Origin of the sequence: Nocardia sp. NBC_00565 (assembly GCF_036345915.1) — a bacterium.
Classification (GTDB): domain Bacteria; phylum Actinomycetota; class Actinomycetes; order Mycobacteriales; family Mycobacteriaceae; genus Nocardia.
Map to the genome: position 1 here is coordinate 8,408,059 of NZ_CP107785.1, position 18,174 is coordinate 8,426,232.

Here is an 18,174-nt window from a genome sequence, read left to right on the forward strand (position 1 = left end):
CCTGATGTCCGGTTGCGTGCCCTGTTCCCGTGTCCGGCAGGGAGTTTCGCCGAATTACGCCTCGGTGTCGGGATCGGGCGGCAGGACGCCGGTGACCAGGAAGATCACCCGGCGGCCGATCTCCACGGCATGGTCGGCGAAGCGCTCGTAGTAGCGGCCGAGCAGCGTCACATCGACGGCCGCGGCGACACCGTAATTCCAGTCGCGATCCATCAGCAGCGTGAACAGGTGACGGTGCAGATCGTCCATCGCCTCGTCGTCCTCGTTGAGCTGCGCGGCGCGCTCGGGATCGCGGGACTCGAGCACCTCCTTGGCGCCCGCACCCATATTCACCGCGATGCGACCCATCTCGGCGAAATAGCCGTTCACCGATTCCGGTAGCGCGTGGTTGGGGTGGCGGCGCCGGGTCACCTTGGCGACGTGCAGTGCCAGCGCGCCCATCCGGTTCACATCCTGGACGATCTGGATCGCGCTGACTACCTGTCGCAGATCACCCGCCACTGGCGCCTGCAGCGCAAGCAGCGCAAACGCCCGCTCCTCGGCATCGGTGATCATTTCGGCGATCCGGTCGTCTTCGCTGATCACCGACTCGGCCAGAGTGAGGTCGGCTTGGAGCAGGGACTGGGTAGCCCGGTCCATCGCCGAACCCGCCAGACCGGCCATCTCGCCCAATAGATGGGCGAGATCGGCCATTTGCTCGTTGTAGATGACACGCATGAAATCAGACATTAGTGCCCAGTGCTGACCTAGTCACCAACGGAGGGTTAATGGGTGGTGCCGAACATTAGCGGCGGTGTTGCCCCAGCTCCGGCCGCATCTACTTGCAGGTGTCGTCGGCCGCGTTGACGTGTTCCAGATCCGAGGGAAGTGTGACCGGGGCCTCACTCGCCGAGGTGATGGAGGGCACGTTCGAGATCGGATCGCCGACCGGCGTGGGGGCGCGAACAGTGCCCCCGTCGGCGCCGATCACCACCTCGACGATGCCGCCCAGTGTGCTCGCTTGCTCGAGCGACGCACCGGGCAGTGCACTGGCCACTGTGGCCGCTTCCGCCTCGTGTCCGGTCCCGAAGCGCACCTTGGTGGCCACCTCGGTATTGCCACCGGAGTAATTGCCGGTGTTGTAGATCTGGAAGCCCTGGTTGCCCAGTTTGGTCGCCGCCTTATTGGCCGCGCCCGCGGTCTCCGAGCCATTGGAGACCAGCAGGGACACCGTGCTCGGATCGACCGCGATCAGCTTCGGCGGCGCCGGCTGGGACGACGGGATCGAACCGGGGGCCGGTGTCGACTTCTTCTCGCCGGGCAACGGCTGATCGTCGATGACGGCGCGGAAGATCGCCTTGATATCGGATTCGCGGGGAATCTCGTTGCCGTAGGAGGTGGTGCCCGCGGTCGGGATGGTCAGGAAGGTGACCGCGCCCGCGTCCACCTTCTGCAGCGAACGGCCCAGTGTCAGCAGATCGGTGGGCTGGACCTTGTCCACGAAGGTGTGGCTGGTGAACGCGGAGATGAAGCCGTTCAGCTTGCCGGGATCGAACAGCACCCGGCCCGACAGTGCGCCGCGCAGCAGTGAGGCCAGGAAGCGCTGCTGCCGGTTGATCCGGTCGTAGTCGCTGCGCTCCTCGCCGTAGACGTGCCGGGCGCGGACGTAGTTGAGGGCGGTCGCGCCGTTGATGCGCTGCGGGCCCGGGTTCTCCAGCACCGTGCCGAGGATGCCGTCGACGATCGGCTTGGGGGTACACACATCGACGCCGCCGACCTGGTCGACCATCGCCTCGAAGCCGGCGAAGTCGATGCCGATGAAGTGGCCGATGCTCAGGCCCGTCATCTTGCGGATCACGTTGACCAGACACTTGGGTCCGGCGAGTGCGTAGACAGCGTTGAGCTTGTCGCCCATGGCCGAGGGGAAGACCTCGTTGGTGTACTCGGCCTTGTCGTTGTCCCAACCATTGCACTGCGGCCGGGTGACGTCGAGGTCGCGGGGGAACGAGACGACCACGACGCGGGAGCGGTTCTTGGGGATGTTCACCAGCATGACGGTGTCGGCGCGCGAGCCCTCGGCATCGTCGAGGGTGCCCGCGCCCAACTGGCTGTTGACGCCTGCGCGGGTGTCGGTGCCGACCAGCAGGTAGTTCTCGTCGCCGAGCTGTGCGCCCGAGTCGAGGACGTCCTCGGGGTGGTCGTCGAGGGCGGAGACCTGGGTGAAGCCGTTGGCGGTCGAGCGCAGGTAGCTCCAACCGCCGCCGGTGACCAGTAGCGCGATCACCGCGCAGATCGTCATGCTGATCCGGCCTGCCAGCCGCAGGCGCTTGTTGCGGCGCTGCCTGCTCGCCGCCAGCCGGGACATGCCGACACGGGTCGAAGGTGCGGCGGACTCGGCGGCGTCCGAGTCGGTGGTCGGCCAGCCGTTGGCGCGCTTCTTGGTGCGCGGGGTGTCGGCGACCGGGGTGATGACGTCGGTGACGACCTCGGGTGGTTCCTTGGCGGCGGCCGAGCCGGTTGCGGTGCGGCGCTTCGTGGCGGGGCGGGCGGATGTCGGGGTGCCCGCGATGTCGTCGACGACCGGGGATGACGCGGGTCGGCGGGCGGGGCCGGCCGGGCGGGCGTCCGCCTTCTTCGCGGGGCTCGATGGACGTGGTGGCGTGTCGGTTTTGCGCGCGGACCCGGTGCTCGGCGAACGAGCCGGGGCGTCGGGTTGGCGCGGGGGTTCCGAAGGCTTCGGCGCGGGTTCGGCTCGCCGGTTCGCCGACGTGGGCGGTGCGGCGCTATCCGGAGTCGTCGAGGGCCGCCGCTTGCGCCCGCTGCGTTCGTTGTCGACCTTCTGCACCAGATCCTGAACCGTCAGCGGGGCGGAGCCGGATTCGGGATCGGTATGCCGAGCCCTACGGGACGACCGAGCGCCGTCCCGGTCGGTGTTATCCGCCGTGGGATAGCGCTCCCACGGGGCGCGACCTCCGGGCCGTGGCGACTGCCCGTGCCGATCGTCACCCACCAACGAACCTCGCTTTTCGTCTCCGCTGCCGTTTCGGCCGCTTTCGACCGGCATGACCGATTCCGCCAATGATAACGATTCCGCCACGACGAGCCAGCCGAGTACGCAATCGACTGGCCGGGGTGGTGTTTCGCATTGGGATGACTGCTGGTCGGAGGGTTTCGATCGATCGGATTACGGAAAACATCTGTTTGTTTGCGATCGCTCGAATCGGTCAGCCGCCGCTGTGCATGAGATCCGCGCCCTCGGGTACGGCCGCGTCGTCCGGATCGTCGAGCCAGCCGTATGGCAGCGCGACCTTGCCCGGCGAGCCCTGGCGACCGCGTGGTCCCTCGGCGTCCCTGGGGAATGGGGCGGTCGGGTCGAGTTCGCCGATCAGGTCCCGCAGTTGGGTCAGGCTGGCGACCGTCGCGAAGGAACGACGCAGGTCGGCGCCGGCCGGGAAGCCCATCAGATACCAGGCCATATGTTTGCGCAGATCGCGCATGGCCTTGTCCTCGCCGAGATGTTCGGACAGCAGTGCGCCGTGCCGGTACAGCACTTCCCCGACGCGACCGAGATTCGGCGCCTCGGGCAGCGGCTCACCGCGCAATGCCGCCTGCAGTTCGGCGAACAGCCACGGGCGGCCCAGGCAGCCGCGCCCGACAACGACTCCATCGCAACCGGTTTCGTCCATCATGCGCACCGCGTCGGCGGCGGCGAAGATATCGCCGTTGCCGAGCACCGGGATCGTCTGGACGGCTTCCTTCAGCCGGGCGATGGCCGACCAGTCGGCCTGGCCGGAGTAGCGCTGCGCGGCGGTGCGGGCGTGCAGCGCGACGGCCTTGGCGCCCTCCGCCTCGGCGATGCGGCCCGCGTCCAAGTAGGTCAGGTGGTCGTCGTCGATGCCGATCCGGAACTTCACCGTCACCGGGACACCGGCCGGTTCGGCGCCGGCGACCATCGCGTTGACGATCTTGCTGAACAGCGCGCGCTTGTACGGCAGCGCGGCGCCGCCCCCCAGCCGGGTGACCTTGGGCACCGGGCAGCCGAGATTGAGGTCGATGTGATCGGCCCAGCCCTCGCCGACGATGATCCGCACGGCCTCGCCGAGGGTGGCCGGATCCACACCGTAGAGCTGCATGGAGCGCGGGTGCTCGTCCTCGTCGAAGGACATCATGTGCAGCGTCTTCTCATTGCGCTCGACCACGGCCCGCGCGGTGATCATCTCGCATACATAGATCGAAGTAGAGCTGCCGAACTCACGGCACAACTTCCGAAACGCCAGGTTGGTGATGCCCGCCATCGGCGCGAGCACTACCGCCGGATCGACCGGATACGGCCCGATCCGCAGCACACTCTTCGCCTCAGCAGTAATCGTCACGCCCACCAGTCTCTCATCCGGACGAACCAGGGCCGATGCCACCGTTGTCCGATGTGTGCCTGCCCACGCCTGGTCGTTCGGGCCGCGGTGATGGGCGTCGCCGCGGTGCTGGTCCGGCAGTTCATTCAGGGGCAGGTGTATGCGCAGGTTGCCGCCACCACGCCCGGTCTGGCCTGTCAACGGACGTCAAGCGATAATGGTTGGAAGGCATTCCAGTTGACGGGAAGGCGGCCGGTGGACGAAACAGCCTCAGCGTTGGCGTCGAGATTGACCCATCTTTTCGATGTCGTGCGCAGGCCGGACGGTCGCGAGTTCAGCAATGAGGAGGTCGCCACCGCGATCGCCCGCGATCAGGGGGTGAAGTTGTCCGGCTCCTATGTCTGGTATTTGCGTACCGGTCAACGAGACAATCCGACCTATCGGCACTTGAGCGCGCTGGCTCGATTCTTCGGGGTTCCGCCTGCCTACTTCTTCGATGATGAGACCAGTCGCGAGGTCGATGCCGAGTTGGATCTGCTGACTGCCATGCGGGACGCGGGCGTGCGTGATGTGGCGTTGCGCGCGGCGGGCCTGTCTGCCGAGAGTCTGGCGGCGGTCACTGATGTGATCAACCGTTTCCGGCGCTTGGAGCGACTGCCCGCGGGCCCGTCCAGCGACCGGTAGCGCGCGAAGAGCTTCGACTGCCATGCGGATTACGGATTTGCGCAAGCGCTGCGAAAGGCGAATCGATGTGCTCGGGCTGCCGGTTCGTTTCGGTATCGACGAGGTGTGTGAGCGTCTGGCGAGTCAGGTGGGCAGACGGATCGAACTGATCCCGATGGCGTTGCCGCCCGCCAGTCCACTCGGGTTGCTGATCACCGACGAACACGGGCATTCGGTCATCTACGAGGAGTCCGCTAGTCCGATTCACCGCCAGCAGATCATCTTCCACGAATTCGCGCATCTGCTCTTCGGGCACACGGGTCAGCCGATCGGCGATGATCGACGGCACTGCGTGTTCGTGCACATCGCCCATGAGATCCAAGGACAGGTTCTGGCCAGGTCCTGCGGATCGACCGAGCAGGAGACCGAGGCGGAGATGACGGCGACATTGCTGCTGCGGCGCGCGCACCGGTCGAGCCAGCCGGTCACCGTCGCTGCCGATCCGGCGATCGCTGACATAGTCCGCCGCTTGGACAACTCACTGTGACCCCCGACCCGATTCTCCTCATCGTGCTCACGGCGCTGGCTTGCGGTGCCGTCCTGGCCATCAAGGCTCGCGATATCATGCGGGATTCCGACAACGGGATGCACCGTGCGAGTGCGCTTTTCGCCGGCGCGATCCTGGCGACCATGTTGATCTGGCTCGAATCCGATGCCATCGACCACCACACCCATATTCGGACACTCGGTATCTTGCTCAGCGACGTCACCGCGATGCTCGCGGTGTGCGCGAGCCAGATATGGTTTGTGTACCTCACGACCCGGACCGAGATCGCGCGCCGCAGGTCACCGCTGTGCTACGCGGGATTCGTTGTTGTTGTCGTCGCAGTCGTCGCACTGTTCGCCGCGTTCCCGCCGACGTCGGCGAACGATGCCCAGTATCGGTATCTGTTCATCTGCTACGTCGGTGTCAGCGCCGTCGCGGCGGTCGTGTTCGGGTTCCGCTACGCCGCACTCACCGCGAAACCGTGGCTGGGCATCGGATTCCGGGTAATCGCACTGGGCGGCATCGCCGTGATCGCGCGCCTGACCTTCCTCGGCTACGTGCTCGTCGCCGTCGATCTCGGCCACCCACCCCGGCCGATATACGCCATCGTCGACGGGCTACTCACCGTAACCGGACTGCTCATCGTCATCACCGGGATGGCACTGCCCTCGGGGGGTGAGTTCCTGGAGGCGCTGCTGCACGCTTACCGATGCCACCGAGCCGACCGGCAACTCAGCGCGCTGAGCCGGCACCTGACATCGGCCACCGGCACCACCAGCGCTGTGCCCCTGCCCGCCGGCCGCGAATGGAATCCTTTACGGGACGCCGAATTTCGGCTCTGTCGCCGAGTCATCGACATTCGGGACGCGCAACTGGCGTTGCGCGGGTATGCCGATCCACGGGCGCGACAACTCGCCGCCGAGCGGTCCGACGCGCTCGGCTTACCCGACCATGAGCGCGGCCCGATGATCGAGGCAGCCGTCATCGCGGCCGCGATCCAGGCCAAGCAAGCAGGCGACCCGCCCCGGCACAACACGACGATGACCCTGTCCGCTGAACACGGCGGCACCGATACGCTGCTCGACGAAGCCGAATGGCTCGAACATGTCAGCCGCGCCCTGCGATCCTTCGAGATCGAACGCCCCGAAACGCCGAGGTCCAGCTGAGGCGATCGAGACTGCACTGTCGATTGAAATCGAGCTGCGTAACCGGGTGATCGCGGGTTCGCTATCCGGTTATGCGCAGGCTCGCCGCGATCTGCACGATCGCGCCCACTCCGATGCCGAGCCGACCGCATGAGCCGATCCGATCGCGAGACCCTCTAGTCGCCCCGGAGTCTGCGGTGGTAGATCTCCCGCACCGCCGGATCCGGTTGCGCGTAAGCCGTTGTCGCACCGGTGAATCGGGCCACGCCCAACTGTGCCCGGTACGGCAGTAGCTGCGCGGATTTGATGATCGCCGCGAGCTTGCGCGGCACGGTGATCAACGGCTTGTCGGTCAGCACCGATCTCACGATCGCCTGCGCGACATCCTCCGGATCCACCGTGGTCAGCGGCGTAATCCAAGCCGGCATATTGGCACCGGCCGACAGTTCGGTGCGCACGATGCCGGGCAGCACCGCCCCGACGTGCACACCGTGCTCCTTCATCTCGAGATGCAGCGCCGAGGTGAACCCGACCACCGCGTGTTTGGTCGCACAGTAGGTGGCCAGGCCCGGAAAGCCTTGTGTCCCAGCCAAAGACGCGATATTGATCAGGTGCCCGCCGCCGCGGTCCTTGAACCGCTCGATGGCCAACCGCGAGCCGTGGATGACGCCGTTGAGGTTGATATCGATGATCCGGTCGGTCATCGCCTGGTCCTCATCGGCGAAGAGCCCGGTCGGCATGATGCCCGCATTGTTGACCAGCACATCCAGCGGCCCCAGCGTGCTGTCCACGCTGTCGAGGAAGGCGGCGAACGAGGCGCGGTCGGTGACGTTCAGCGGCAGCCCGACGATCTTGGCGTCCGGATCGGCCCCTAACTCCGCCGCGGTCTTGGCCACCAGTTCGACATCGATATCCCCGATCGCGACCACGGCCCCCGCCGCCAGAAACGCCTCCGCGGTGGCGCGGCCGATACCGCGCGCACCACCGGTGATCGCGACAACCTTGCCGGTGAGCGCTGGGTCACCCTTCGATGTGCTGGTCATGGTCTCGGCCTCCTACGCTGAATGAGAGGTGTGGCCGGTCAGCGCAGCGCGCCGTCGGCGGCCAGTCGCGCCGCCCGTTCGGCGGCAATACCCCAAGTGTCGAGGTTCGCGCCGGAATCGTCGGCGAATTCGGAATAGGGATTTCAGCGCGTCCCTATCGGAACCCATCCATCGAGAGCGGTGCCATGTGTCTGTGTCCGTCCGCCGGGCCCGGATAGGACCGCGCCGCTCGAAGCAATGACCGCAGCACTCGGATCAGGACACCGGCGCCGACCCGATCACTCCGGCTGCGCGCCGATCACCTCGGCGAAGGCTTGGACCACTTCGTCGTGATGCTCGCGAATGAGCGGTCGCGGTGCTCGCCGGATTTTCTGGTCGGCGAGTAGTGAACTCGCCGACCAAAACGATCAGGCGGCAGCGGATAAGAAGGCCGAACAGGTCGCTACCGAATACGCGGTCGGTGCGCCGGCCCGTCAATTACCCGGACATCCCGTCCTGGATAGAAGGCGAATACCGTTACGCAGTCGGCCAATAGGTTTTATGCGGCAGTGTCCGAATTCGAACGGATTCTGTTTCCGTTGAAGTGCACATCGACGGCGACACCGATTGCCGCAAAGGTGCTTTCGGATCAAGGCAGCGTTCACACGGGTTGATGTGTTCGTGAATGTGAGTTCCACGAATGCGTAGCGTCCGGAAGGCGCACGGACCACGGTGCTTGCCGATGAAGTAGCCGGGCCGATGAAGTAGCTGGACGCCGATCCAGTAGCCATTCCCACGAAGTTAACCACGATCATATCGAGTAACTATCGATGCGTAGCCCGCGATCGAATTAGCCGTGAACGAAAACGCGCCGTCGCCGGAAGAATCCGACGGCGGCGCGTTGCGCTTGCGGTAGGTCCGAGATCAGCTGGCGACCCCGGCGAACTCACGCTTCTTGGCTTCGCGGGCGAGCATGCGGTCGCGTTGTTCTTCGAATTTGAGTACGTCTTGGGCGAGTCTGTCGAGGAACAGGGCGAGTCGTTCGCGGACGGCTTCGCCGCGTGGGGTGAAGTCGGTGCGGTCGAAGATGTTCCATTTCTTGAGGACGGGTTGGATGACTTCTTCGAGGTGTTGGCGCAGGTCGTAGATGCCGTGTTTGGCCATGAGTACGCCGTTGCGGCGGAAGTTGGGCATGCCGGCGCCGGGCATCTGGAAGTTTTCCAGGATGAGGGTGATGGCTTCGATGGCCTGGTCGGGGGACAGGTCCAGGGCGGCGCCGCACATGTTGCGGTAGAAGATCATGTGCAGGTTTTCGTCGGCGGCGACGCGTTGGAGCATGCGGTCGGCGGTGGGATCGTCGCAGACGCGGCCGGTGTTGCGGTGGCTGACGCGGGTGGCCAGTTCTTGGAAGGTGACGTAGGCGACCGAGTGCAGGAATCCGGCGTCGGCCTCGGTCGGGGAGGCGAAGCCGTTGGTCATGTGGATCATGCGTGCTTGTTCGAGGGCGACGGGGTCCACGCTGCGGGTGACTACGAGGTAGTCGCGCATGACGATGCCGTGGCGGTTTTCCTCGGCGGTCCAGCGGCCGACCCAGGTGCCCCAGGCGCCGTCCTGGGAGAAGTTTTCGGCGATCTCGCGGTGGTAGGAGGGCAGGTTGTCTTCGGTGAGCAGGTTGGTGATCATGGCCGCTTTGGCGACTTCGTTGAGTCGGGACTGCTGCGGGTCCCAGTCCACGCCGCCGAGCGCGGCGAAGTTGCGGCCTTGGTCCCACGGGACGTAGTCGTGGGGATGCCATTCCTTTGCCAGGGAGAGGTGCCGGTTGACGTTTCCTTCGGCAACCGGCTCCAACTCCGTGAGCAGCTCGAGCTGAGTCAGATCCCTTGCCATATACAAACCCTTCATGTGTGCGTGGCTCTTGTTGGTCAGTCCCCCGGGTAGACCGTGCCGATTCGGCCATACCTTACGGCACCGTAGGTGTGATGCGAAACGCATCTGTCATAGAATCGATGCTCGTGATACACGTCATACGCCAGCGTTGGCGTTCGGCGACCGTCCCGAGTGTATGGCCTCGGCCCGCAGTGATGGGTTTATCGCTACCGGCCGAGAGTCGTTAGCCCGGGGTGCTTCACCGCACAAAGTCCGGGGTGTCGGACGTGCGTGCGTTGTTCAGCGTTTGCCCCCGAAAAGGCCACCGAGCGCACCATCGGCGTTCTTGGCCAACGCTTCTCCGATCGCGCCGCCGATGCCACCGCTCTTGCCGCTGCCGCCGAGCAGACTACCGAGTATGTCGCCGATGCCGCCGCCCGACTGTGTCTGCGGTGCCGCGGCGTCGCCGCCGGACATCTGCTTGGCCAGATAGGCCATCACGATCGGGGCAAGCATCGGCAGCAGTTTGGCCACCAGATCGTTGCACCCGGCGCTCTTGGTCGCGCCGAGCGCGCTGATCACGGTGTTCTTCTCCGCGCCGAACACCTTGTCGACGATCTTCGACCCATCTCCGACATCGACCTGGTCGATATCGACCGCGCCCTCGCCTTCGACAAGGTCGCCGTGTTGGTCCAGTGCGCCGGCCAAGGAGGCCGCGCCCTCGGGTTCGGTCGCCTTGGCCTGTAATCCGCCGAGCAGCGTGGGCAGCGCCGCCTTTACCGCATTGGTCGCGGTGGCCTGGTCGACGCCCAACTTGTCGGCGATCTGTGCGATGGGAACCTGGGAGAGCAAATCATCGAAGGAAGTCATCAGCTCCACCTGTTTTGTCGGGGGATGCCCCCGGTGTGCGGGGACGCGCCACACAGTAGGGGAAAGCCCGCGCGGAGTGTGTTGTTTCCTGGCCCGCCCGGGTACGCGTCGCGCGGGTGGCGGGCCGGAAAATGGCTCAGGCGTCCGGTACGAACCCGGACGCCTGACAAAGTGCCCCCAGTAGGGCTCGAACCTACGACCTGCGGATTAAAAGTCCGTAGCTCTACCAACTGAGCTATAGGGGCGCGGAGGGACAGTGTAGTGGGCCGGGCGTGGATCGGGTAACCGGGGGCTGGTCGTGTCGGGTGGGCCGCGGTCGGGTTCGCTCGGGGTTGCCGGGGCCGGTGCCGAGTCATGCTGTGGCAGCGGGTAACACGATATGCGCGGGTGGCGATGCTGCCGGTAAACATTTGGGACCCAGCTTTGTTCAATCCGGCCGCCCCGGGCTACCATTCCAATCATGTTGCGTACCAATGTCTTTGGATTTGCAGGGGGTGTAGGGTCGGCGCACGGGGGGATGCGCGGAGGCGCCGGGCGGGTGTCGCGCGTTCGATGCGGGCGCGATCGGTCCGCTGGTCGAGTCGGGTGAACAGCGCTGCGTCGCTGTCGAATTCGGAAATCCGGATGGCCCCATTGCGTGATTGCGCGATGTTTGCTGTAACAGATATCCGGATGTTTCGGCAGCTCGGGTCTTCGGTTTGCCGCGTGTCGGATGGTGATTCCGGGTACGGTGACGACTTGGTGAATTACGGAGAAATCGCCGACTTACCCGGCGATCCGGAATTCGGCTTATCGTTGGTGTGCCCGAACGTGTCGCGACCGGTACGGCCGATCGCGACTTCCTACGAGTCGACGCCGGGGGAGGCAGATCCGAGACGAAGTAATGCCCAGGTGCGCACCCCCTGCGGCGCACCTGGGCAGGAAAACTATACCAGCTGGTGTGTTTCAGGATTTTCGCAAGTTTTCGTACCGAAAGTTTGAAACTGGGCGAAAACCCGGTTTGAAGTATTGATAAAACTCATAACTTCGCGCCACGGGTCCGTTCCTTTTGGGGCACCTATTGGCGACGAGTAGGCTTCGGAGGCGTTTCGAGCATGGCACGGCAGCAAGAGCGGGCCCGCCGGACACGCGCGGCGATAATCAGGTCCGCCGCCGTTGAGTTCGGGAAGAGCGGCTATGCCGCTGCATCGCTCAACCGCATTTTGGAAGGTTCACGCGCCACCAAAGGCGCCATGTACTTTCATTTCGATTCCAAGGAAGATCTGGCACGCGCCGTACTCGAGACGGCGGTCGAACGGTACCGCGCATCGGCCGAGCGTTGGCTGGCCAGAACGGATCTCGGTCCACTCGACGTCCTGCACGGGATGATCGACGAGATGGCACTGCGGCTCGAGCACGACATCATCGTGCAGGCCGAATTCCGGCTGATCATCGAGCCGGATTTCTATCGCGACGTGCAGACCGGCGGCGGTCGGATCATGGGCCGCGCGACCAGAGCGCTCGCGGTCCGTGCCATCGATCAGGGGCAGCTGCGTGCCACGGCCGATCCGGACCGCTTCACCCGCACCCTCTCCGCCGCGCTGGCCGGCCAGCGCTACATGGTCGACATGCTCGGCAGCGGGGTCGATCTGCGCGCCCGGTTCCAGGAGGCGCTCGAGGTCGTGGTCGAGGCGATGGCCACCCCGGAGTGGGCCGAGAGGTTCCGCAACGACGGCTGGCGCGCGCAGGCTCGGCTCGAAGAGCTCGGTTTGGGAGCCTGAACAGCCGATTTGGGAAACCTGGCCGGTCTGTCATAAGCTATCCCAGCTCCCAACGGACAGCCGTTGAAGCCGGTCCGGAGAAATCCGGGACGAGCCCCCTTCGTCTAGCGGCCTAGGACGCCGCCCTTTCAAGGCGGTAGCGCGGGTTCGAATCCCGTAGGGGGTACGGTCTTCGGGCCGTTGGTAGCAACGCAAGGCCCTGTGGCGCAGTTGGTTAGCGCGCCGCCCTGTCACGGCGGAGGTCGCGGGTTCGAGTCCCGTCAGGGTCGCAAGTAAGCGCCGGAGCAATCCGGCGTTTCGCGTATGGCATTCACCACGGGTGCCTGCGGCCAGGTAGCTCAGTTGGTACGAGCGTCCGCCTGAAAAGCGGAAGGTCGCCGGTTCGATCCCGGCCCTGGCCACCAAATCCCCTTGACAGATCGCCTGGTCGGGGGGATTTTCGCGTTCATACCCCGCAGAGGCATTCGCCCGCTGTTGACCGCCGAGAACCGGGACTCATCGCATGTGGAGCGCACGCCCCGAATTGTGACGTTCGACTCTCGACTCGTTCGCTCATCGATAACCGCTTGGTCGGTTGTGATTGATCATCGTATTTGTCACTTGTCGGGTGGCAGCTCGTTGTGGACCGACCCAACCTTTTCCAGGTCGTACCCGTTGTCCCCAACGGAGTGAACGAAACGAGATCCGAGGGCGTATTCGCCGCCACCCGCCTGCCGGACTGACCAAGGCGCTCGATTTCCCGCCCGCGGCCGGACGGCTCCGCAAGGGGTGGAAGAGGGACTGGCTGCGGGGTACCTAGGTGCTGCGCGGATGGGTTACTTGAAATCTGGAACCGAGTTGATCATCGGTGGGATGCTGGGGGGATGGCGGAGAAGTGGTACTACTGCTTGAAGCATCAGCGGGCCGAGAATGGGAAGCAGTGTTGGTTTCGGGATCGGATGGGGCCGTATCCGGATCGGCAGACTGCGGAGCGGGCGTTGGAGATCGTGCATGCGCGGAATGCTCGGGAGGATGCGCGGGAGCGGGATTGGCGGGATGGGGATAAGTGATCTGACGGCCAGGCTTGCTGTGTGACAACTGATTTCATGGGGACCGGGGTAACTCGCCGAGGCTGACCTGCCACTGAACGCCGGTGCGCGGCGCGACCGGCGAGGCAGATGCCGATGGGGGCGGTGGGGGCGCGCTCAGGTACTCCAAAGGTCGATCAAGTACGGTTCTTGGCAATCAGAGGAATGCTCGGGGTCCAGTCGTGGGTCCTGCGGGCTGGAACAGGTGAGCAGGGAGGGCGACCCTTGAGGGTTACCGTTGTTGTGCCGACCTACAACGAGCGGGAGAATCTGCCGGTTGCGGTGGAGCGGCTGACGGCGCTACCAGTGCCCGACCTGCATGTGCTCGTGGTGGATGACAGTTCGCCGGACGGTACCGGTGAGGTTGCCGACAAGTTGGCGGCCGAGCTGCCGAATGTGGTCGGCGTGCTGCACCGGACCGAGAAGGACGGGTTGGGCCGGGCCTACGTGGCCGGGATCACGCGCGCGCTGGACGAGGGCGCGGACGTGGTGATCCAGATGGACGCCGACTTGTCGCATCCGGCCGAGGTCATCCCGGCGATGCTGGAGAAGCTGACCGATGCCGGTGTCGTGCTCGGATCGCGCTACGTGCCCGGCGGGTCGACCGCCGAGGAGTGGAAGTGGTACCGCAAGGCGCTGTCCGCGTGGGCCAACTTCTACGTGAACCTGATCCTGCGGATCGGCGTGAAGGACGCGACCGCCGGATTCAAGGCGTGGCAGGCCGACACCCTGCGCACCATCGACGTGGCTTCGATTCGCAGTAACGGCTACTCGTTCCAGGTCGAGATGAACTACCGGACCGTGAAAAAGGGCATCGCGATCGCCGAGGTGCCGATCCGGTTCGAGGAGCGCACCGTCGGCGCCTCCAAGATGAGCCTCAAGGTGCAGCTGGAATCGGCGCTGATGCCGTGGAAGCTGCTGTTCGGCCGCTCGGTCTAGTCGACGGGCCAGTCGAGCAGGGTGTCGAGGTAGAGCTGCCGGACGGCCTCGACCATGTCGTCCATGTCATTCGGATCCCAGCCGCTGACGTCGATGGGGTCGAGGATGGCGATATCGACGGTGCCCTTGCGGGCGATCATCGAATTGCGCCAGTTGATTTCACCCGCGTTGCGGATCACCACCGGGATCACCGGCACCCCGGCCTGGATCGCGATGTGGAACGCGCCCTTCTTGAACGGCCCGACGCCCGGCGTGTAGGAGCGGGTTCCTTCGGGCGCGACGGCGATCGACAGCCCGTCGCGCAGCGTCTGCACCACCGGCGCAAGGGCGGCCTTGGCCTGCGTGGTATTCGCCCGATCGATGAAGGTGACCCCGACGAACCGCATCAGCGGTCCGAAGATCGGATTCTTCGTCAGCTCCTTCTTGCCGATGCCCGTGACCCCGCCCTCGAGCACCTTCGGCAGGATGATGATGTCGAATTGGCTCTGATGGTTGAACAGGAATACCGCGGGCCGCGGCGCGCGCGCGTTTTTCGTGCCGGTGACCCGCAGCTGGATGCCGGTCGCCCCGAGCGTCGCACCGGTCCCGTAGGCCATCAGCGCATCGGCCATCTTCCGGCGTTGGCGGCTGTAGGACTTGGCCAGCACGCCGAACAATGCCCCCGCCAGCAGTCCGGCGAATCCGGCGATGGTGCGCAGGTAGTCGCTCGGGCGCGGCGGCTGTCGGGGGCGGAAGGTCAGTGTCGGCCAATGCTGTTCCGCGGCCGCGACACCGAGTTTGCGATCGGGATTCACCGCGACCGGATGCCCGAGCACCGAGAGCAGCGGTAGATCGGCGATGCTGTCGGCGTAGCCGTAGCTGCGGGTGATGTCCAGGCCGTGAGCGGCGGCGAATTCGCGGACCGCGTCGGCCTTGCCGGTGCGCCACAGGGTCTTGCCATCGGTATAGCCGGTGAGCGCGCCTTCCGAGGTCGCCATCCGGGTGTACAGCACGTGCTCGATACCGAGTTCGGCGGCGGCGGGCTCGACCTGGAACCGGGTCAATGAGGTGACGAGTACCACGGTGTGGCCAGCGGCCGCGTGCGTCCGGATCAGCTGCCAGGCTTCGGGATACAGGTGTCCGTAGATGGTTTTCTGGAATAGCCGCTGACCCAGCTCGTCGAGTTCGGCTTCCTGCTGGCCGGCCAGGTCGTGCGCGGCCTGCTGTAGAAACCGTCCGTATTCACCATCGGTGAGCCCATTGCGGATGCCACCGAGCAGGGTGCTCGCGGGGGTTCGGTCGCCACCGCGCCGGAATGCCCGCTGCCACATCGGCGGCCGCACGAAACCATCCACCACAGCGCCGGTGAAGTCGAAGATCGCGGCGGTCTCCGGTCCCTGCGGTCCGGATCGGATGGCGGCGACGGCAGCCGCCAGATCTGTTGGGAGCCCGTCCACCTCGGCACCCGGTTGCACAGCCATCAGGCCCCCGGTGCGGGCCGATTGAACGGATCCAGTGTGGCTGCCTGCCCGATCCGGGTGGCGATGGTCCGCAGCTGGTCGGCGAATTCGATTCTGCGCCGGACCAATTCGGCCCTCCGCTTGGCCGAATCATGGCTCACCGGTGTCAGCAGTCCGTGGTTGTCCGCGAGTTTCAGTGCGCTGGTGAACAATTCGGTGGAGACCGATTCGGGGCTGCGCAACCGCTGCTGCAGCAGCATCTGCTTGCCGACCGCGACGCATTCGTCGATGAATTCCTTGCGGTCGATTTCCTCGCCGCTGTCGCGGGCCGCCAACCGTTCGGCCACCACCAGTTGCGCGTCGACGAATGAGCGCAGCGCGCGGTGCGCCATGATGAATCCGGAGGCGGTCAACTTGTTCAGAATGTCCGCGCCGAGGGTGTCCTCGGCGGTGCGCTGATGCCACTCCGGATCGACAAGCAGCATCTCCGCGGTCATCTGGGCCGAGAACTCGGCCCGTTCCGGGAAGAAGAATTCGAACTTGAGCAGATCGCGCAACCGGAACGCCTCGTCCCATCCGGCCCGCAGCTGATCCGGCGCCCGCGTCTCCACCGCGGCCAGGATGGACAATTCGAGGATCGCGCGGTTGATGAACCAGTGCACCGCGTTGTTGCGATAGAACGCGGCCTCCAGATGCGCACCCGCCTCGATCGAGTAGACCGGTTCCAGCCCACCGCGATACACCGTCACCACCTTGGCCAGCGACAGCTGTTCGAGTACGACCGCGAGACTCTGCTCATCGCGCAACGCCGCCAGCTCGCCACTGGGTAGCCCACGCTTTTCGATATAGCGCAGCACCGGCGCCAGCAGGGTGCGCACCTCGCCGAGGGTGAGCGCGCGCTCGTGCACACCGAGCAGGGCCAGGGTGACCAGCGCGTTGACCGTGATCGGGGTGACCGCGTTGATGCCGACGGCGACCTCGAAGGCCAACCGCTGCACGGCCTTTCGCTCCAGCTCGGCGACCTCCGCGGACTCGGCCGCACTACTCGGCTCGGTCCCGGACTGCTCGGTGCGGTGCAGCGGAATGGTCATCGGCGGCGGGGTGAGCGGATCCCCGTATGCCGCAAGGCGATCACGCGCCGAGAGCGGATCGCCGAACCGCACGTAGACGCGTCCGGCCGAATGCTGTTGGCTGCGCACATAGCGCGCCATCCAGGCGAGCCCCTCCGGCTTCTTCTTCCCGCCCACCTGCTCGGTGGCGATGGCGCCGAGCTCATTGAGCCGCTCGTAGGTGATCGAGACCGGGACGAGCAGGACATCGTCGATGCGATTCGAACGGACCGCGGCGGCAAGATAATTCAGCAACCCGTAGCGCGGCGGGCGTAGCTTCCCGGTGCGGGTGCGCCCGCCCTCGAAGTACCACTCCATATTGAATCGCTTGGCCAGCAGGTAGGCGAAGTACTCCTCGACCACCGCCTTGTAGACCTCGTCGTCGCCGAAGCTGCGGCGAATGAAGACGGTGCCGGTGCGCCGCGCGATCGGTCCCATCGGCCAGAAACTCAGGTTCGCGCCGCCGATCACATGATTCGGCGGGAAGTCGTTGCGGGCCAGCACATCACCGAGCACGAATGCGTCGACATAGGACCGGTGCGAGGGCAGGAAGACCAGCGGATAGCGCCGGTTGAGCTCGCGCAGACCGTCCAAACCGGAGTCGTCGCTGTCGACCTTCCAGGTCGAGGCGTGGATCGGGCGCATCGCCTGGGTGAACAGATCCGAGACCAGCCGGCTCTGTGCGGCGACGAGTTCGCGCAGCGCCTTCTCCGCCCGCCGGTACACCTCGTGCGGACTGGCACCGATCTGATCGGCGATGAATTCGAGCCTGCGCAGGAATTCGGGCGAGTCGAGAATCTCCTCGGCCACCAGCCGCGGCACCTTGTAGCGGTCGCCGATGATGGAGCGTTCGGCGCGTTCCAGCGCGACCACCGCCGCACGCACGATGGCACGGGCGAACGGCTCGGCGGAGCCCTTCATCAGCAGCGCCGCCGCCTCCGGGTTATTGACGCGCAGTTCGCTGAGCAGGGCGGGCTGGCCGGTGAGCACCACATGCCGGTCCGGCGATTTGCCGACCAGCCTGCGTTGGGCGAGCCGGTTCGGCTTGCGCGGGTTGGTCAGCAGGGCCATATCGGCGAAGGTGATGCGTCGAACCCCGTCGCGTTCCGGTGGCAGCCACAGCACGCGCACCGGCACCACCAGTGGATCGTCGCGACGCCCGACCAGCCGCCCGGCGATCGCGCCCGAGTCCAGATCCAATTGGGTGACGGGTGCGTCGACGCCGAGGTCGTGCACGAGACCGCCCTCGGCCAGCCACGTGCCCACGAGTTCGCGTTCCACTCCGGAGCCCGCGTCGATGAGCGCCACCACCGATTCGGGTGCTGTCGCTCTAGCCGGAGCGGGCGTGTCCCCGCGGTGATCGATCATGACTTGGTCCCTCCGCAACTGCCGATCCCCCTATTGAAGCCCGCCAGG

General features: G+C 65.6%; 13 protein-coding genes and 4 tRNA genes. 8 read left to right on the top strand and 9 right to left on the bottom strand.

Annotation, left to right across the window (positions count from 1 at the left end):
- Positions 1-54 precede the first annotated feature (54 nt).
- The 3 genes from phoU to dusB form a co-directional block, all read right to left on the bottom strand.
- The gene (gene phoU, locus OG874_RS38845; RefSeq protein WP_330252020.1) at positions 55-717 is read right to left on the bottom strand and encodes a phosphate signaling complex protein PhoU; all 663 of its coding nucleotides are present in this window, start codon (positions 715-717) and stop codon (positions 55-57) included.
- A gap of 100 nt (positions 718-817) precedes the next feature.
- A complete protein-coding gene (locus OG874_RS38850; protein WP_330252021.1) occupies positions 818-2,989 on the bottom strand; it encodes an LCP family protein in 2,172 nt (723 codons plus the stop codon).
- Between the two features lie 214 nt (positions 2,990-3,203).
- On the bottom strand, positions 3,204-4,352 hold the full coding sequence (dusB, locus tag OG874_RS38855; RefSeq protein ID WP_442943199.1) for a tRNA dihydrouridine synthase DusB: 1,149 nt from the start codon (positions 4,350-4,352) through the stop codon (positions 3,204-3,206).
- A 51-nt stretch (positions 4,353-4,403) separates the two neighbouring features.
- Here dusB and OG874_RS38860 point away from each other — a divergent pair, with 51 nt between their 5' ends.
- From OG874_RS38860 to OG874_RS38870, 3 genes are read left to right on the top strand one after another with little or no spacing between them, the layout of a single operon-like run.
- Complete coding sequence (locus OG874_RS38860) at positions 4,404-5,015, top strand: helix-turn-helix domain-containing protein (protein WP_330252022.1); 612 nt, start codon at positions 4,404-4,406, stop codon at positions 5,013-5,015.
- A 22-nt stretch (positions 5,016-5,037) separates the two neighbouring features.
- A complete protein-coding gene (locus tag OG874_RS38865; RefSeq protein WP_330252023.1) occupies positions 5,038-5,541 on the top strand; it encodes a hypothetical protein in 504 nt (167 codons plus the stop codon).
- Positions 5,538-6,707 carry an MAB_1171c family putative transporter gene (locus OG874_RS38870; RefSeq protein WP_330252024.1) on the top strand — a complete coding sequence of 390 codons (1,170 nt, stop codon included), beginning with the start codon at positions 5,538-5,540 and terminating at the stop codon, positions 6,705-6,707. Before OG874_RS38865 ends, OG874_RS38870 begins: the two co-directional genes overlap by 4 nt.
- A gap of 155 nt (positions 6,708-6,862) precedes the next feature.
- Here the strand turns inward: OG874_RS38870 and OG874_RS38875 are convergent, their stop codons facing one another.
- From OG874_RS38875 to OG874_RS38890, 4 genes are all read right to left on the bottom strand, one after another.
- On the bottom strand, positions 6,863-7,729 hold the full coding sequence (locus OG874_RS38875; protein ID WP_330252025.1) for an SDR family oxidoreductase: 867 nt from the start codon (positions 7,727-7,729) through the stop codon (positions 6,863-6,865).
- A gap of 903 nt (positions 7,730-8,632) precedes the next feature.
- Positions 8,633-9,595 (bottom strand): acyl-ACP desaturase, encoded by a 963-nt coding sequence (locus OG874_RS38880; RefSeq protein ID WP_330252026.1) that lies wholly within the window; start codon positions 9,593-9,595, stop codon positions 8,633-8,635.
- Between the two features lie 279 nt (positions 9,596-9,874).
- Positions 9,875-10,444: a DUF937 domain-containing protein gene (locus tag OG874_RS38885; RefSeq protein WP_330252027.1), complete on the bottom strand. Its 570-nt coding sequence runs from the start codon at positions 10,442-10,444 to the stop codon at positions 9,875-9,877.
- Between the two features lie 172 nt (positions 10,445-10,616).
- Positions 10,617-10,689 (bottom strand) — tRNA-Lys (locus tag OG874_RS38890).
- 849 nt (positions 10,690-11,538) lie between these two features.
- Here OG874_RS38890 and OG874_RS38895 point away from each other — a divergent pair.
- The 5 genes from OG874_RS38895 (at position 11,539) to OG874_RS38915 (ending at position 14,210) form a co-directional block, all read left to right on the top strand.
- Positions 11,539-12,204: a TetR family transcriptional regulator gene (locus OG874_RS38895; protein ID WP_330252028.1), complete on the top strand. Its 666-nt coding sequence runs from the start codon at positions 11,539-11,541 to the stop codon at positions 12,202-12,204.
- Positions 12,205-12,297: 93 nt separating this feature from the next.
- A tRNA-Glu gene (locus tag OG874_RS38900) sits at positions 12,298-12,370 on the top strand.
- A gap of 29 nt (positions 12,371-12,399) precedes the next feature.
- Positions 12,400-12,473: transfer RNA gene (locus OG874_RS38905), tRNA-Asp, on the top strand.
- Between the two features lie 58 nt (positions 12,474-12,531).
- A tRNA-Phe gene (locus tag OG874_RS38910) sits at positions 12,532-12,608 on the top strand.
- 828 nt (positions 12,609-13,436) lie between these two features.
- A complete protein-coding gene (locus OG874_RS38915; RefSeq protein WP_330257608.1) occupies positions 13,437-14,210 on the top strand; it encodes a polyprenol monophosphomannose synthase in 774 nt (257 codons plus the stop codon).
- Here OG874_RS38915 and OG874_RS38920 read toward each other — a convergent pair.
- Positions 14,207-15,670, bottom strand: a complete 1,464-nt coding sequence (locus tag OG874_RS38920; RefSeq protein ID WP_330252029.1) for an HAD-IB family hydrolase — start codon at positions 15,668-15,670, stop codon at positions 14,207-14,209. The two genes, OG874_RS38915 and OG874_RS38920, sit on opposite strands and share 4 nt — an antisense overlap.
- Entirely contained in the window at positions 15,670-18,126 is a 2,457-nt protein-coding gene (locus tag OG874_RS38925) for a glycerol-3-phosphate 1-O-acyltransferase (RefSeq protein ID WP_330252030.1), read from the bottom strand. Before OG874_RS38925 ends, OG874_RS38920 begins: the two co-directional genes overlap by 1 nt.
- Positions 18,127-18,174 lie beyond the last annotated feature (48 nt).

Bases quoted from the DNA above. Each gene is read 5' to 3' on its own strand.
- OG874_RS38920 (WP_330252029.1), bottom strand. From the start codon at position 15,670: ATGGCTGTGCAACCGGGTGCCGAGGTGGACGGGCTCCCAACAGATCTG.
- OG874_RS38875 (WP_330252025.1), bottom strand. From the start codon at position 7,729: ATGACCAGCACATCGAAGGGTGACCCAGCGCTCACCGGCAAGGTTGTC.
- OG874_RS38895 (WP_330252028.1), top strand. From the start codon at position 11,539: ATGGCACGGCAGCAAGAGCGGGCCCGCCGGACACGCGCGGCGATAATC.
- phoU (WP_330252020.1), bottom strand. From the start codon at position 717: ATGCGTGTCATCTACAACGAGCAAATGGCCGATCTCGCCCATCTATTG.
- OG874_RS38885 (WP_330252027.1), bottom strand. From the start codon at position 10,444: ATGACTTCCTTCGATGATTTGCTCTCCCAGGTTCCCATCGCACAGATC.
- OG874_RS38865 (WP_330252023.1), top strand. From the start codon at position 5,038: ATGCGGATTACGGATTTGCGCAAGCGCTGCGAAAGGCGAATCGATGTG.
- OG874_RS38925 (WP_330252030.1), bottom strand. From the start codon at position 18,126: ATGATCGATCACCGCGGGGACACGCCCGCTCCGGCTAGAGCGACAGCA.
- OG874_RS38880 (WP_330252026.1), bottom strand. From the start codon at position 9,595: ATGGCAAGGGATCTGACTCAGCTCGAGCTGCTCACGGAGTTGGAGCCG.
- OG874_RS38915 (WP_330257608.1), top strand. From the start codon at position 13,437: ATGCTCGGGGTCCAGTCGTGGGTCCTGCGGGCTGGAACAGGTGAGCAG.
- OG874_RS38860 (WP_330252022.1), top strand. From the start codon at position 4,404: ATGTGTGCCTGCCCACGCCTGGTCGTTCGGGCCGCGGTGATGGGCGTC.